Below are 14,181 nucleotides of genomic sequence, written 5' to 3'. Positions count from 1 at the left end.
AAAAAGCCCCACCGGCGGCCTGCCGGCGGGGCTTTCGTCTGACCGGGCGGATCCGGTCAGAAGCGGTAAGCGACACCCGCGCTCAGCACCCAGGGATCAAGCTTGTGCTCGGTCTCGATCGCCAGCGTGTTGCCGGCATACCAGCGGGCAGTGGTGTCGATGAAATAGCGCTTGGCATCGAAGGTCAGACCGAAGCCCTTGTCGCCCAGCGGCACGTCCATGCCGGCCTGCAGCACGAAACCGAATTCGTCCGACAGATCGGTGTCGGTCACGCCCAGCGGCAAGGTTGCCGCGCCGGGCTTGTCGCTCAGCCACATGAAATAGGCCGCACCAGCGCCGACATAGGGTTTCACTCCGCCGACATCGAAGTGATACTTCGCCGTCACCGTCGCCGGAAGCAGCAGCGCGTCCGATACCAGCTCGGCGCCGGTCAGCGGCCCGGTGACCACGTCGACATCGTGCTGCGTGGTGCCGGCAATCGTCTCGATCGAGACATTGTCGGTGAGGAAATATTCCACCGCGATGGTTGGCACGAAATTGTTGTTCGCCTCGGTCTGGGTGTTGGCGGGCAGGCCGACCAGATCGACATTCACATCGGTGATCTTGCCGTCGGGCAGCACTGCGGTGCCGAGTACCTTGAACTGCACGCTACCGGCCCGGTCGCTGTCGTCCTGTGCAGTTGCCGGGGTCGCGGCCAGCGCCAAAGCTGCACCGCCCAGAGCAGTGTTGGCAAGCATCAGAAGAGTCTTCATTTTCATACGTCCTTCATCGGCAGCAGTGGTCGCCCTCCGCGACCCAGGTACTTGCTGCCTGTGGCCGCCGGATAGCCGCAGGATCGCGCCAGCTTCATTGATCCGGATCAAAGACCTTTGCGAAGCGACGGGCCATTGCAGCACCATCATGGCGACGATCAGCACATCTTTCGGGCAGGAATGCATGGAGGCCTTTCGCGCTGCCCTGCCCGTCGGTAGCGGCGCCCAGCCGACCGCCGACCGGCTATGCGCAATCGGTTATTGCCTGCATCTTTCCAAGGGCGAGGAACTGCCCCCCGACACCTACGAGGACCGTCTGGTCTATATCGCGCGCGGTTCGGCCAAGCTGGCCGCACAGCCGGTTGCCGATGCGCCGTCGGGACAGGTGCTGGCATTCCATTTCGGCGGCGACATGATTTCGGTGCTGCGTCAGAGCGCCGCAGATTCCTGGGGCGATTTCCGGCTCGTCGCGCTGAGCGATTGCGACATCGTGGTGTTCCCGGCGGAGCGCTTCCTCGACATTGCCCAAAGCGATCCGGCGGTGCTGCGTTCGGTGCTCGCGCGCAGCTTGCAGGCGCTGCACCGCAGCCGCACGCGAATGATGCAGATGGGCCACAAATCCGCCCAGCAGCGGATCGCCGATTTCCTTGTCTCGATGGCCGAACGGCTGGCGGACTGCACTTCGGGTGCCTGCGCCTTTGCCCTGCCGATGAGCCGCAGGGATATCGGCGACAGCCTTGGCCTTACCATCGAAACCGTCAGCCGCCAGCTAACCGAACTGCGCGAGGCGGGGCTGTTGGAAACCGAAGGGCGATCGAAAGTCTGCCTTTCGGACGTCGACGCGCTGGCCAGACTGGCCGGGCGATCGGGCAGTCAAGCGGGCGTGACACCCAAAAATTGACACAAATTTGATCTAGATCAACAACAGGGATTGCGGGGGCTTGCTAGGGCAAGCCGACGGAAGGGATAAATCATCATGGAAGCAGTCGTAAAACGGCTGGGAGTCTGGGCGCTTGTCCTGCTCGCGGCTATTTGTGCCATCGCGCTGACCCCGGACAGCGGGTTTGCCATCCATATGGGGATCGTCGCACTTGTGGCGGTGATCCTGATCATCGCCAGCTTGCGCAGCTATGACCCGCTGGCCAAGGCGCAGAGCATCTTCCGGATGCCTCCCGGGCCGTCGCGCTATGATGATGATGTGGTGCGCTGGGGCGTGATTGCGACCATGTTCTGGGGCATTGCGGGCCTGCTGGCGGGCGTGTTCATTGCCGCCCAGCTTGCCTATCCCTGGCTCAATCTCGAACCCTACCTCAATTTCGGGCGCCTCCGCCCGTTGCACACCAGCGCGGTGATTTTCGCGTTCGGCGGCAACGCGCTGCTGGCGACCAGTTTCTACGTCGTGCAGCGCACCTGCCGCACCACGCTGGCCTTCCCCGGCATGGCCCGCTTCGTATTCTGGGGGTACCAGCTGTTCATCGTGCTGGCGGCGACCGGATACCTGCTCGGCATCACCCAGTCGAAGGAATATGCCGAGCCTGAATGGTATGTCGATCTGTGGCTGACAATCGTCTGGCTGGCCTATCTTGCGGTCTATGTCGGCACGATCCTGCGCCGTCACGAACCGCATATCTACGTCGCCAACTGGTTCTATCTCGCCTTCATCATCACCATTGCGATGCTGCACGTGGTCAACAATCTCGCCATTCCGGTGAGCCTGCTGGGCACCAAGAGCTATAGCGCATTTGCCGGTGTGCAGGATGCGCTGACCCAGTGGTGGTACGGCCATAACGCGGTGGGCTTCTTCCTTACCGCCGGCTTCCTCGCGATGATGTATTACTTCGTGCCCAAGCAGGCCGGGCGGCCGGTCTATTCCTACCGCCTGTCGATCATCCACTTCTGGTCGCTGATCTTCCTCTACATCTGGGCCGGCCCGCACCACCTGCACTACACCGCGCTGCCCGATTGGGCGCAGACGCTGGGCATGGTGTTTTCGATCATGCTGTGGATGCCCAGCTGGGGCGGCATGATCAACGGGCTGATGACGCTGAACGGCGCGTGGGACAAGGTCCGCACCGATCCGATCATCCGCATGATGGTGCTGGCGCTCGCCTTCTACGGAATGAGCACCTTTGAAGGCCCGATGCTGTCGATCAAGGCGGTGAACAGCCTGTCGCACTATACCGACTGGACCATCGGCCACGTCCATTCCGGCGCGCTGGGATGGAACGGGATGATCACCTTCGCCTGCGTCTACTACCTCGTGCCGCGCCTGTGGCAGAAGGAACGGCTGTATTCGCTGCGCATGATCAACTGGCACTTCTGGCTCGCGACGCTGGGGATCGTGTTCTACGCCGCCAGCATGTGGGTGGCGGGCATCACCCAGGGCCTGATGTGGCGCGAATACGGCTCGGACGGCTATCTGGTAAACAGCTTCGTCGACACCGTCGCCGCGCTCCACCCGATGTACATCCTGCGGGCTGTGGGCGGGCTGATGTACCTCAGCGGCGCGCTGATCATGGTCTACAACATCTGGATGACCATCGCCGGCAAGCTGCGCGACGAGGCACCGATGGGCGACACCGCGCATGACGAGGCCGCCGACCGCCCGATCCTTTCCGAACCCGCCGCCCAGCCGGCCGAATGACGCCGGCGAGAAGGAACGCGAAACATGACTGATACGCAACGCAAGGAACCCTTCGAGGGCCACAAGAAGCTCGAGAAGAACGTCACCCTGCTGGCCGCGGCAACGCTGGTCACGGTGGCGATCGGCGGGGTGGTGGAAATCGCTCCCCTGTTCTGGATCGACAACACGATCGAGAAGGTGGAAGGCGTGCGCCCCTATACCCCGCTCGAACAGGCGGGCCGGGACATCTACATCCGCGAAGGCTGCTATGTCTGCCACAGCCAGATGATCCGGCCTTTCCGGGACGAGGTCGAACGCTACGGCCATTACAGTCTTGCTGCCGAGAGCATGTATGATCACCCGTTCCAGTGGGGATCGAAGCGCACCGGGCCCGATCTGGCGCGCGTGGGCGGGCGCTATTCGGACGAATGGCACGTGCAGCACCTGAAGGCACCGCGCAGCGTGGTGCCCGAAAGCATCATGCCCAATTACAGCTTCCTTGCCGAAGCCGAACTGAAGGTGCCCGATCCGGCCGCCAATCTCACCGCGCTGCGGCGGGTGGGCGTGCCCTATACCGACACCGATATCGAAAAGGCCGAAGCCGATCTTTACGCGCAGGCCAATCCCGATGCCGATGCAGGCGATCTGGCCGAACGCTATCCCAAGGCGCAGATCCGCGATTATGACGGCGATCCCGCCCGCGTGACCGAAATGGATGCGCTGGTCGCCTATCTGCAGATGCTGGGCACGCTGGTTGATGTCGACGGTGCCGCTGCGCAGGAAGCGCTGGCCGAGGAGAAAGGCCGGTGACCTTCTACGAAGAACTGCGCCATTTTGCCGACAGCCACGCTCTGACGGTGATCTTCGCGCTCTATCTGCTGCTGTGCCTGTGGCACTTCCGCCCCGCTGCCAAGCCCCATGTCGAGGCGGCCAAGCTTTCGATTTTCAAGGATGACGACGATGGCCAATAAGCGCATCGACCAACCCACCGGCACCGAAACCGTCGGCCACGAATGGGACGGCATCGAGGAACTCAACACCCCGCTGCCGCGCTGGTGGCTGTGGACCTTCTACGCCACCATCGCCTGGGCGCTGGTCTATGTCGTGCTCTATCCGGCATGGCCGCTGATCGACAAGGCGACCGACGGCACGCTCGGCTGGTCGAGCCGCGGGCAGCTCGCCAAGGAAATGAGCGCCGCCGACGCTGCGCGCGAAGGCGTGGTCCGGCAGATCGCTGCGACCGATATCGAACAGCTTGCCGCCTCGCCCGAACTGATGGGGCAGGCGATTGCCGGGGGCGCCGCGGCGTTCAAGGTCAATTGCGTGCAGTGCCACGGCGCGGGTGCGGCCGGTTCGCCGGGTTACCCCAACCTCAATGACGACGACTGGATCTGGGGCGGCACGCTGTCGGAGATCGAATACACCATCACCCACGGCATCCGCTGGGAAGGCGACGACGCGACCCGCGCGAACTACATGCCCGCTTTCCAGGGCATGTTCGACGCAGGTCAGGTCAACGCGCTGGCCGGCCACGTCCTCTCGCTGTCGGGCAAGGCCAAGCCGAACGCCGCCGGCGCGAACCTGTTCGCGGAAAACTGCGCCGCGTGCCACGGCCCGGCAGGCGGCGGGATGCCGGAAATGGGCGCGCCCGCGCTCAATGACGCGATCTGGCTGTTCGGCGGCACCGAGGCCGAAGTGAAGAAGCAGATCCTCAACCCCCGCCACGGCGTCATGCCCGCGTGGAACGAACGGCTCGATCCGGTGACGATCAAGATGCTGGCGGCCTATGTCCATTCGCGCGGCGGCGGCCAGGAAGCGGCCCCTGCCGCCACCGAAACCCCTGCCCCAACCGATGTTGCACAGGCAGCGAAGGCCGAGAACGATGGCTGACCAGAAGGATATCGAGCGCACCGGAACCGAAGCGGGCAAGCCCCGCGACTGGGCCGGGGCGCTCGGGTCCGGTGCCACGCCGTCCGCCGCCGGGGCGGGACACGGCTTTATGGGCAGCAGCCTTTATGAAAAGGGCAAGACCGTCCATAACAAGCGGATCGACGGCCCCTTCCGCCGGTTCAAATGGCTGGTGATGGTCGTCACGCTGGCGATCTATTACATCACTCCGTGGATCCGCTGGGATCGCGGGCCCTACGCCCCCGATCAGGCGGTGCTGGTCGATCTCGCCCACCGCCGCTTCTACATGTTCGATATCGAGATCTGGCCGCACGAATTCTATTTCGTGGCCGGCATGCTGATCATGGCGGGGATCGGCCTTTTCCTCGTCACCAGCGCCGTGGGCCGTGCATGGTGCGGCTATGCTTGCCCACAGACGGTGTGGACCGATCTTTTCCAGCATGTCGACCGCCTGATCGACGGTGATCGCAATGCCCGCATGCGGCTCGACAAGGCGCCGTGGACCGCGTCGAAGATCGCGCGGCGCACCGCGAAATGGGCGATCTATCTCACCATCGCATTCTGGACCGGCGGTGCATGGATCATGTATTTCGCCGACGCGCCCACCCTCACCGTCAATTTCTGGGCCGGACAGGCGGCGCCTGTGGCCTACGCCACCGTTGCGATCCTTACCGGCACCACTTTCTGGCTGGGCGGGTTCATGCGCGAACAGGTGTGCATCTACATGTGCCCCTGGCCGCGCATCCAGACCGCAATGCTGGACGAGAAATCGCTGATCGTCACCTACAAGGACTGGCGCGGCGAACAGCGCGGCAGCCTGAAGAAAGCGGCGAAAGACCCCGAAGCCTATGGTGACTGCATCGATTGCCTGCAATGCGTCGCGGTGTGCCCGACCGGGGTCGACATCCGCGAAGGCCAGCAGATCGGCTGCATCACCTGCGGGCTGTGCATCGACGCCTGCGACAAAGTGATGAAAGAGGTAGGCCGCCCGCGCGGACTAATCGATTATGCCACGCTCGAACAATGCGAGGCAGAGGCGGCAGGCGCACCGGCAACGCCCGCGTGGAAGGCGCTGCTGCGCCCGCGCGTGTTCGTCTATTTCGGCGTCTGGGGCGCGATCGGGGCGGCGCTGCTGTTCGCGCTCGGCACCCGCACGCATACGGACCTTACCGTATCGCCGGACCGCAATCCGCCCTTCATGCTGCTGAAGGATGGTTCGGTGCGCAACGCCTATACCCTGCGGCTGCGCAACATGGAGGCCCGCCCGCGCGACATGGAAGTCGCGCTGACCGGTCTGCCCGCAGGCGCGGTGATGTGGACCGAGGCGGTCAGCCTCGAAAACGCCGCACCGACACAGGTGATCAAGGTGCCTGCCAACGAAACAAAGGTGGTGCGGGCCTATGTGATGCTGCCACCGGGCGAACGGGGGGACAGCTTCGCCTTCCGGCTCACCAGCCTTGACGAACAGGGCGAACAGGACGTGGCCGAAACCACCTTTGCCATGCCGGGGAGTAAATGATGGCTAGCAGGAACACAGGCAGGAGCGGGCGCGGCGAATTCACCGGCAGGCACATGCTGGCGGTGTTTGTGGCGGGCTTCGGCATCGTCATCGCCGTCAATCTGTTCATGGCCTACCGCGCCGTGGGCGGTTTTCACGGCGTGGTGGTGGAAAATTCCTACGTCGCCAGCCAGAACTTCAACACCTGGCTCGAAAGGGCTGAAAAATCGCGCGCGCTGGGCTGGGATGTGCGCCCGGAACGCCGCCGCGCCGACGGACGAGTGGTGCTGGACACGGCAGGGCTACCCGCAGGGGCGACGATCACTGCCGAACTTCGCCGTCCGCTGGGCGCGCATGAATTCACCAGCCTCACCTTCGCGCCGGATAGCGAAGGCCGCTGGCTTTCGAACGAGGCGGTGGCCGAAGGACGCTGGACCATGCGCATCGCGATTGCCGCTGCCGGACAGGAATGGGCCGGAGAAAGCGAACTGCCGTGAACGCCCCTTCCCCCTTGCACGCTCACGATGCCGACGACGCGCTGGTCACCACCCGCTTTACCGTCCCAGGCATGCGCTGCGCGGGCTGTATCGCCAAGATCGAGCGTGAATTGCCCAAGCTTGACGGCATCGCCGCCGCGCGCGCCAATTTTTCGGCCAAGCGGGTGGCGATCCGGCATGATCCGGCGCTGGGCGAAGACCGCCTGACCGAAGCGCTGCGCGAACTCGGTTACGAAGCGCAGCCGGTCGCCGACAATCCGATGGGGATCGAGGCCGGGGAACGCAAGCGGCTGACCCGCGCACTGGGCGTCGCGGGCTTCGGCATGATGAACATCATGCTGCTGTCCGTCAGCGTGTGGGCGGGCGCGGACGGGGCGACGCGCGATCTGTTCCATTGGCTTTCGGCGCTGATCGCACTGCCGGTGATCGCCTATTCGGGCCGCCCGTTCTTTTCGAGCGCCTGGATGGCGCTGTCGCACCGTCGCACCAACATGGACGTGCCGATCAGCATCGGGGTGATCCTGGCCACGGCCCTGAGCCTGTATGAAACGATCGAAGGCGGCGGCCACGCCTATTTCGAAAGCGCGGTGATGCTGCTGTTCTTCCTGCTGGCAGGACGCGCGCTCGACGCGGTGATGCGCGATCGGACGCGCGCCGGCATCGGCGCCTTGCTGGGCCGTATGGGCAAGAGCGCGAGCGTGATCGGCCCTGACGGCAGCACCCGCCGGGTGGACGCCAAGGCGCTCGAACCGGGCATGCTGGTGCTGGTCGCCGCGGGAGAGGCGCTGGCTGCCGATGGCGAGGTGGAGGACGGAACCAGCGCGATCGACAATGCCATGCTGACCGGCGAAAGCGCACCCGAACCGGTCGGGCCGGGCAGCGTGGTCCATGCGGGTGCGATCAACCTTTCCGCGCCCCTGCGCATCCGTCTGACCCATGTGGCAGAGGACACCGCGCTCGCCGAAATCGCGCGGCTGATGGACGAGGCGGGGCAATCGCGCAGTTCCTATGTCCGCATCGCCGATCGTGCCTCGCGGCTTTACGCGCCGGCGGTGCATTCGCTCGCCGCGCTGGCTTTTGCCGGATGGATGCTGGCCGGAGCGGGCTGGCACCAGTCGCTGGTGATCGCGATTGCTGTGCTGATCATCACCTGCCCGTGTGCGATGGGGCTGGCTGTGCCCGCCGCGCAGGTGGTGGCCAGCGGTGCGCTGCTGCGCCGGGGCCTGTTGGTGAAGGACGGCAGCGCGCTGGAACGGCTGGCGGAGTGCGATATCGCGCTGTTCGACAAGACGGGAACGCTCACACTGGGCGAACCGCGGGCGGAAATCGGCGCTCTGAGTGCCGAGGCCCACGCCGTCGCGCTGGGTCTGGCACAGGCGAGCCGCCATCCGCTGAGCCGCGGTCTCGCGGCCGCACTGCTGCGCGAAGGGGTCGAACCGGCAAGGGTGGAGGATGTGCGCGAGGTGAGCGGCGCGGGGCTGACCGGTCGCTGGAACGGCATGACCGTGGCGCTCGAACGGCCCGAGGATGCAGCACAAGGCATCGCCACGCGCCTGCGCATCGGAGAGAACCGCCAGACCATCACCTTCACCGATCCGCTGCGCGCCGACGCCGCCGCAACCATCGCCGCGCTGCGCCAGCAGGGCATTGCCGCCAGCATCCTGTCGGGCGATCGTGCCGCACCGGTCGAAGCCGTGGCCCGAGAGCTGGGGCTGGACGCGCAGGCCGAAGTCAGCCCGCAGGCCAAGCTCGCTGCGCTCGAAACATTGAAGGCACAAGGCAGCCGCCCGCTGATGGTGGGAGACGGCCTCAACGACGGTCCGGCGCTGGCTGCGGCCCACGCCTCGATCGCGCCGGGCACTGCGTCCGATGCCAGCCAGCAGGCCGCCGACGCGGTGTTCATCGGCGAAAAGCTGATGCCGGTCGCCATGGCTGTCCGCGTCGCACGACGCACCATGCAGATCGTGCGCCAGAACTTCGGCTTCTCGATCCTCTACAATGTGCTCGCGGTGCCGCTGGCGCTGTTCGGGCTGGTGACCCCGCTGATTGCGGCGATCGCCATGTCGGTCAGTTCGCTGGTGGTGGTCGCCAATTCGCTGCGCCTTGCGAGGGCCGCCGGATGACCGGGCTCGCCTTCCTAATCCCCATCGCGCTGGGCATGGGCTTGCTCGGCCTGGTCGCCTTCCTGTGGTCGATGAAGGACGGGCAGTATGACGACATGGACGGCGCGGCCAACCGCATCCTGATCGACGACGAGGATGACGGGGAAATCGGGACATGAGCGGCGCGCTCCCCCTCGCCATGATGACGCTGGTGCCGGTGCTGGTCGGCCCGCTGCCCGCCCCTGCTGCGACGATCACCGCGCAGCTGTGCAACGGCGGCACCATCACCATTCCCGTTGGCAAGGGCGGCACCCCTGGTGATGACGGCCAGTGCCACCCCAAGGGCTGCCACGCCGGCACCTGCCGCGAGAAAGACCGCGTCGAACGCGAAAAGCGCAAGATTTGATCTCGCGCAAAGACGGGTAGCACGGCGCGCGCTTTAAGCGCGTCATGTGGAACTATTATCCCGAACTCCTCGCCACGCCGGTGCCGCGTTACACCAGCTACCCCACCGCCGCCGATTTCGGTCCGCTGGAGGACGGCGTGATCGAGCGCGCGATCGCAGGGGCCGGGGGCGATGTCTCGCTCTATCTGCACATCCCGTTCTGCGAGAAAATCTGCTATTATTGCGGTTGCAACACCGGCGCGTCGGGTAAGCGGGCGCGGGTAGAGACCTATCTCGAAGCGCTGCATCAGGAACTCGCCACCGTCGCCAGCCTGCTGCCGCAGAATGCCCGCGTGCGGCGCATCGCGTTCGGCGGGGGCAGCCCTAATGCGATCCGCCCTGCCGAATTCATGGCGCTGGTGGATAGCCTGCACGCCCACTTCCCGCTTTTTGCCCCCGAATGGTCGATCGAACTCGATCCGCGCAGTCTGTCGGCGGAATGGGGCCATCTGGTGCGCGAAGTCGGCATCACCCGCGCTAGCATGGGGGTGCAGACATTCGCTGCCCATTGCCAGAAGGCGATCGGCCGCGAACAGAGCACGGCGATGATCTGCCGCAGCATCGACTGGCTGCGCTCCGGCGGGGTGACGTCACTGAATTTCGATCTGATGTACGGCCTGCCGCACCAGACGATGATCGATCTGGCCGACAGTCTCGAACACACCCGGATGCTGGGAGCAGACCGCGTGGCGGTGTTCGGTTATGCCCATGTGCCGCACATGGTGCCGCGCCAGACGATGATCCCCGAAGACGCGCTTCCCGGGGCCGAGGCGCGCTTTGCCATGGCCGCGCAGGCGCACGAATTCCTTACCGGCAACGGCTATGAAGCGATCGGCTTCGATCACTTCGCCCTGCCCCATGATCCGATGGCCCGCGTCACCCGCGAGGGCAAGCTGCGGCGCAATTTCCAGGGTTTCACCGATGATCCCGCCGAGGTGCTGATCGGCATGGGCGCGACTGCGATCAGCGGCTTTCCCGGCCTGCTGGCCCAGAACGAGAAGCATAACGGGCGCTACCGCGCTTTGTCGGCTCAAGGGCGGCTATCGGCCAGCCACGGCATCGCCAGTTCGCCGCAGGATCGGTTGCGCGGCGGCGTGATCGAGGCGCTGCTGTGCCGCAGCGAGGCGCGCTTGTCGCCCTGTCTGATCGCTGAAGTGCAGGATCGCCTTGAACCCTTTGTCGCGCGCAATCTGGCCAGCCTCGACAACGATACCTTGCGCATCCTGCAGGGCGGCCTGCCCTATGCGCGCGGGATCGCGGCCCTGTTCGATTCCTACCGCGCCGTCACCCAGCGGCGCTTCAGTTCGGCAATCTGACCACCGGACAACCGGCCGGCCAACATCCTTGCAGGAATTGCACTTTGCGCCGATACTCTGCCGCAAATCGACAAGCGGAGTCTCGATAAAGCGCATAAAACAATTCTTGGGGGGGGGAAATATCATGGCCGTTACCGATCACGTCGACCTTAACCAGTTCATGGAAGGGGTGAAGAAGCGCAACCCGTACCAGCCGGAATTCGTCCAGGCGGTGCAGGAGGTGGCCGAAGACATCTTCGACTTCATCGAAGACAAGGAAGAGTACCACTCTGCCCAGATCCTGCGTCGCATCGCCGAACCTGACCGGGTGGTGTCGTTCCGCGTGTGCTGGGAAGACGACAACGGCAATATCCGCGTCCAGCGCGGCTGGCGGGTGCAGAACAACAACGCGATCGGGCCGTACAAGGGCGGTATCCGCTTCCACCCTTCAGTGACCGAATCGGTGCTGAAGTTTCTTGCCTTCGAACAGACCTTCAAGAACGCGCTCACCGGCCTGCCGATGGGCGGCGGCAAAGGTGGATCGAACTTCAACCCCAAGGGCAAGAGCGTGCGCGAGATCATGCGCTTCTGCCAGTCCTTCATGACCGAGCTGTACCGCCATATCGGCGCGGACGTGGACGTGCCGGCAGGCGATATCGGCGTGGGCGGGCGCGAGATCGGCTACATGTTCGGCCAGTACAAGCGCATCACCAACCAGTTTACCGGGGTCCTGACCGGCAAGGGGCTGGAATGGGGCGGTTCGCTGATCCGTACAGAGGCGACCGGATACGGCGCCGTCTATTTCCTTGAAAACATGCTGGCGACCAAGGGCCAGAACCTCGAAGGCAAGACCGCGGTCATCTCCGGCTCGGGCAATGTTGCCACACACGCGGCGGAGAAGATCGTGCATCTGGGCGGCAAGGTGCTGACGCTGTCGGATTCGGGCGGGTTCATCCATGATCCCGACGGCATCGATCAGGAAAAGATCGACTGGGTGAAGACCCACAAGACCCATCGCCGCGGCCGGATCGAGGAATATGTCGAGGCCTACCCGAACGCCAGTTTCCATGCAGGGAAGACTCCGTGGGGCGTGCCCTGCGATCTCGCGCTGCCCTGCGCCACGCAGAACGAATTGCTGGGTGAGGATGCGAAAACGCTGGTGAAGAACGGCTGTATGGCCGTGTCCGAAGGCGCGAATATGCCCACCGATCTCGACGGGGTGCATGTCTTCAAGGACGCCAAGATCCTCTACGCGCCGGGCAAGGCGTCGAACGCCGGCGGGGTGGCGGTGTCGGGTCTGGAAATGAGCCAGAATTCCGAACGCCGTTCGTGGAAGGAGGAAGAACTCCAGCAGATGCTCAAGGACATCATGTCGGGCATCCACCAGCGCTGCCTGACCTATGGCGATCAGGGGGACGGCTATATCGACTACGTCAAGGGCGCGAACATCGCCGGCTTCAAGAAGGTCGCCGACGCGATGCTGGCCTTCGGGGTGGTGTGATAGCCTGACGGATCAGTGCGGGGCCACGCCCAGTTCGAACCCGGTCTTGTCGTGCAGCGCGAACTTGTCGATGATGTCGGCGCTCGCGCGGTTGTAGCCGACCACCTCGACATTGCGCCCGTCGCGCTGCAGCCGGGCGATGATCTTGTCGAGCGCGGCGACGCCCGAAATGTCCCAGAAATGCGCCGCCGTCATGTCGATCGCGACGTTGGGCGCAGTCTCGGCCACGTCCATCGCTTCCACAAAGCGTTCGACCGAAGCGAAGAAGATCTGGCCCTTCACGCGGTAATGCGCGGTCTGCCCGTCGGGCGACAGCGTGCGTTCCACCCCGAACATCCGCTGCACCTTGCCCGCAAAGAAGATGCCCGACAGCAGCACGCCGGCGAGCACGCCGAGCGAGAGGTCATGCGTGCTGACCACCACGACGACTGTGGTCAGCATCACCACCGATGACGGCCACGGGTGCCGCCGCAGGTTGGGGATCGAGTTCCAGCTGAAGGTGCTGATCGATACCATCAGCATGATCGCCACCAGCGCAGGCATCGGCACGCGGCCCACATAGGGGCCAAGCACCGCCAGCAGGAACATCAGGAAGGCCCCCGCGGTAAAGGTCGACAAACGCCCCCGCCCGCCCGAGGTGACGTTGATCACCGATTGCCCGATCATGGCGCAGCCGCCCATTCCGCCCAGCAGTGCGGCGGCAATGTTGGCGGTGCCTTGCCCGGCGCATTCGCGGCGCTTGTCGCTTCCTGTCTCTGTCATGTCGTCGACGATCTGCGCGGTCAGCAGGGATTCGAGCAGTCCCACAGCAGCCATGGCCGCCGAATAGGGGGCGATGATGTGCAATGTCTCCCACGTCAGCGGGACGTCGGGCCATGCCAGCGCGGGCAGGCCTTCGGGCAGGTGGCCCATATCGGCCACGGTGTTGACCGGCGCCCCGCTCCACACGGCGATAATGGTAAGGATGATGATCGCCACCAGCGGCGCAGGCACCACGGTGGTGACGCGCGGCAGCAGGTAGATGATCGCAAGGCCGCCTGCGACCATCGCATAGGCCTGCCACGTCACATCGGTCAGCTGCGGCAGCTGCGCCATGAAAATGAGGATGGCGAGCGCGTTGACGAAGCCGGTGATGACCGAACGGGAAACGAACTGCATCACAAGGTTGAGCCGCAACAGACCCGCCGCGATCTGGATGATCCCCATCAGGATTGTCGCGGCAAAAAGGTATTCCACGCCGTGTGTCCGCACCAGCGGCACCACCAGCACCGCCACCGCAGCCGTCGCCGCAGAGATCATGCCGGGCCGCCCGCCGGTGAAGGAAATGACGATCGCAATCGCTACCGAGGCATAGAGCCCGACGCGCGGATCGACACCGGCGATGATCGAAAATCCGATCGCTTCGGGGATCAGCGCCAGTGCGACGACGATGCCGGCCAGAATGTCGGCTCGCGGGTTCGATAGCCAGTCGCGGCGAAGCGTGGCGAGGGATGTCATCAATGGAGTCCAGAAAATCTCATCGGCTCGGAAAAGCCGGATTGTCCCGGGGATAGGCGCCGG

14 protein-coding genes and 1 other annotated feature (1 of these 15 only partly in view) are annotated in these 14,181 nt (G+C 64.7%); of the genes, 12 read left to right on the top strand and 2 right to left on the bottom strand.

Annotation, left to right across the window (positions count from 1 at the left end; translation table 11 throughout):
- Positions 1-56: 56 nt before the first annotated feature.
- Positions 57-752 (bottom strand): OmpW/AlkL family protein, encoded by a 696-nt coding sequence (locus tag OIK40_RS05205; protein ID WP_273676788.1) that lies wholly within the window; start codon positions 750-752, stop codon positions 57-59.
- Between the two features lie 97 nt (positions 753-849).
- On the opposite strand from OIK40_RS05205, the gene OIK40_RS05200 reads away from it, so the two are divergent.
- The 12 genes from OIK40_RS05200 (at position 850) to gdhA (ending at position 12,621) form a co-directional block, all read left to right on the top strand.
- Entirely contained in the window at positions 850-1,653 is an 804-nt protein-coding gene (locus OIK40_RS05200; RefSeq protein WP_273676786.1) for a Crp/Fnr family transcriptional regulator, read from the top strand.
- A gap of 75 nt (positions 1,654-1,728) precedes the next feature.
- Positions 1,729-3,396 carry a cytochrome-c oxidase, cbb3-type subunit I gene (gene ccoN / locus OIK40_RS05195; protein WP_273676784.1) on the top strand — a complete coding sequence of 556 codons (1,668 nt, stop codon included), beginning with the start codon at positions 1,729-1,731 and terminating at the stop codon, positions 3,394-3,396.
- Positions 3,397-3,420: 24 nt separating this feature from the next.
- The gene (gene ccoO / locus OIK40_RS05190; RefSeq protein WP_273676782.1) at positions 3,421-4,185 is read left to right on the top strand and encodes a cytochrome-c oxidase, cbb3-type subunit II; all 765 of its coding nucleotides are present in this window, start codon (positions 3,421-3,423) and stop codon (positions 4,183-4,185) included.
- Positions 4,182-4,346 (top strand): cbb3-type cytochrome oxidase subunit 3, encoded by a 165-nt coding sequence (locus OIK40_RS05185; RefSeq protein ID WP_273676780.1) that lies wholly within the window; start codon positions 4,182-4,184, stop codon positions 4,344-4,346. The genes ccoO and OIK40_RS05185 overlap by 4 nt, the downstream gene beginning before the upstream one ends.
- Entirely contained in the window at positions 4,336-5,265 is a 930-nt protein-coding gene (gene ccoP, locus OIK40_RS05180; RefSeq protein ID WP_273676779.1) for a cytochrome-c oxidase, cbb3-type subunit III, read from the top strand. The genes OIK40_RS05185 and ccoP overlap by 11 nt, the downstream gene beginning before the upstream one ends.
- Positions 5,258-6,802 (top strand): cytochrome c oxidase accessory protein CcoG, encoded by a 1,545-nt coding sequence (gene ccoG / locus OIK40_RS05175; RefSeq protein ID WP_374211784.1) that lies wholly within the window; start codon positions 5,258-5,260, stop codon positions 6,800-6,802. The genes ccoP and ccoG overlap by 8 nt, the downstream gene beginning before the upstream one ends.
- Entirely contained in the window at positions 6,802-7,278 is a 477-nt protein-coding gene (locus OIK40_RS05170; protein ID WP_273676778.1) for a FixH family protein, read from the top strand. Before ccoG ends, OIK40_RS05170 begins: the two co-directional genes overlap by 1 nt.
- A complete protein-coding gene (locus OIK40_RS05165) occupies positions 7,275-9,401 on the top strand; it encodes a heavy metal translocating P-type ATPase (RefSeq protein ID WP_273676777.1) in 2,127 nt (708 codons plus the stop codon). The genes OIK40_RS05170 and OIK40_RS05165 overlap by 4 nt, the downstream gene beginning before the upstream one ends.
- Positions 9,398-9,559 (top strand): cbb3-type cytochrome oxidase assembly protein CcoS, encoded by a 162-nt coding sequence (gene ccoS, locus OIK40_RS05160; protein WP_273676776.1) that lies wholly within the window; start codon positions 9,398-9,400, stop codon positions 9,557-9,559. The genes OIK40_RS05165 and ccoS overlap by 4 nt, the downstream gene beginning before the upstream one ends.
- On the top strand, positions 9,556-9,786 hold the full coding sequence (locus tag OIK40_RS05155) for a hypothetical protein (protein WP_273676775.1): 231 nt from the start codon (positions 9,556-9,558) through the stop codon (positions 9,784-9,786). The genes ccoS and OIK40_RS05155 overlap by 4 nt, the downstream gene beginning before the upstream one ends.
- A gap of 44 nt (positions 9,787-9,830) precedes the next feature.
- Complete coding sequence (hemN, locus tag OIK40_RS05150; protein WP_273676773.1) at positions 9,831-11,141, top strand: oxygen-independent coproporphyrinogen III oxidase; 1,311 nt, start codon at positions 9,831-9,833, stop codon at positions 11,139-11,141.
- A 124-nt stretch (positions 11,142-11,265) separates the two neighbouring features.
- Positions 11,266-12,621, top strand: coding sequence for an NADP-specific glutamate dehydrogenase (gene gdhA, locus OIK40_RS05145; RefSeq protein WP_273676771.1), 1,356 nt, complete (start codon positions 11,266-11,268; stop codon positions 12,619-12,621).
- Between the two features lie 12 nt (positions 12,622-12,633).
- On the opposite strand, the gene OIK40_RS05140 is transcribed toward gdhA, so the two are convergent.
- Complete coding sequence (locus tag OIK40_RS05140) at positions 12,634-14,118, bottom strand: SulP family inorganic anion transporter (RefSeq protein ID WP_273676769.1); 1,485 nt, start codon at positions 14,116-14,118, stop codon at positions 12,634-12,636.
- A gap of 39 nt (positions 14,119-14,157) precedes the next feature.
- Positions 14,158-14,181: a sequence feature (sul1 is cis-regulatory element that is thought to sense ions involved in sulfur or methionine metabolism; They are found in Alphaproteobacteria), on the bottom strand (it continues 31 nt past the right edge of the window).

The sequence above is a fragment of the Erythrobacter fulvus genome (assembly GCF_028595285.1).
GTDB classification, from domain to species: domain Bacteria; phylum Pseudomonadota; class Alphaproteobacteria; order Sphingomonadales; family Sphingomonadaceae; genus Erythrobacter; species Erythrobacter fulvus.
This window is presented reverse-complemented; position numbering and strand designations above follow the sequence as displayed.

What these genes read in the sequence shown, in the direction of transcription:
- OIK40_RS05205 (WP_273676788.1), bottom strand. Translation starts at nt 752, where the DNA reads ATGAAGACTCTTCTGATGCTTGCCAACACTGCTCTGGGCGGTGCAGCT.
- ccoN (WP_273676784.1), top strand. Translation starts at nt 1,729, where the DNA reads ATGGAAGCAGTCGTAAAACGGCTGGGAGTCTGGGCGCTTGTCCTGCTC.
- ccoO (WP_273676782.1), top strand. Translation starts at nt 3,421, where the DNA reads ATGACTGATACGCAACGCAAGGAACCCTTCGAGGGCCACAAGAAGCTC.
- ccoP (WP_273676779.1), top strand. Translation starts at nt 4,336, where the DNA reads ATGGCCAATAAGCGCATCGACCAACCCACCGGCACCGAAACCGTCGGC.
- ccoG (WP_374211784.1), top strand. Translation starts at nt 5,258, where the DNA reads ATGGCTGACCAGAAGGATATCGAGCGCACCGGAACCGAAGCGGGCAAG.
- OIK40_RS05170 (WP_273676778.1), top strand. Translation starts at nt 6,802, where the DNA reads ATGGCTAGCAGGAACACAGGCAGGAGCGGGCGCGGCGAATTCACCGGC.
- ccoS (WP_273676776.1), top strand. Translation starts at nt 9,398, where the DNA reads ATGACCGGGCTCGCCTTCCTAATCCCCATCGCGCTGGGCATGGGCTTG.
- OIK40_RS05155 (WP_273676775.1), top strand. Translation starts at nt 9,556, where the DNA reads ATGAGCGGCGCGCTCCCCCTCGCCATGATGACGCTGGTGCCGGTGCTG.
- hemN (WP_273676773.1), top strand. Translation starts at nt 9,831, where the DNA reads ATGTGGAACTATTATCCCGAACTCCTCGCCACGCCGGTGCCGCGTTAC.
- gdhA (WP_273676771.1), top strand. Translation starts at nt 11,266, where the DNA reads ATGGCCGTTACCGATCACGTCGACCTTAACCAGTTCATGGAAGGGGTG.
- OIK40_RS05140 (WP_273676769.1), bottom strand. Translation starts at nt 14,118, where the DNA reads ATGACATCCCTCGCCACGCTTCGCCGCGACTGGCTATCGAACCCGCGA.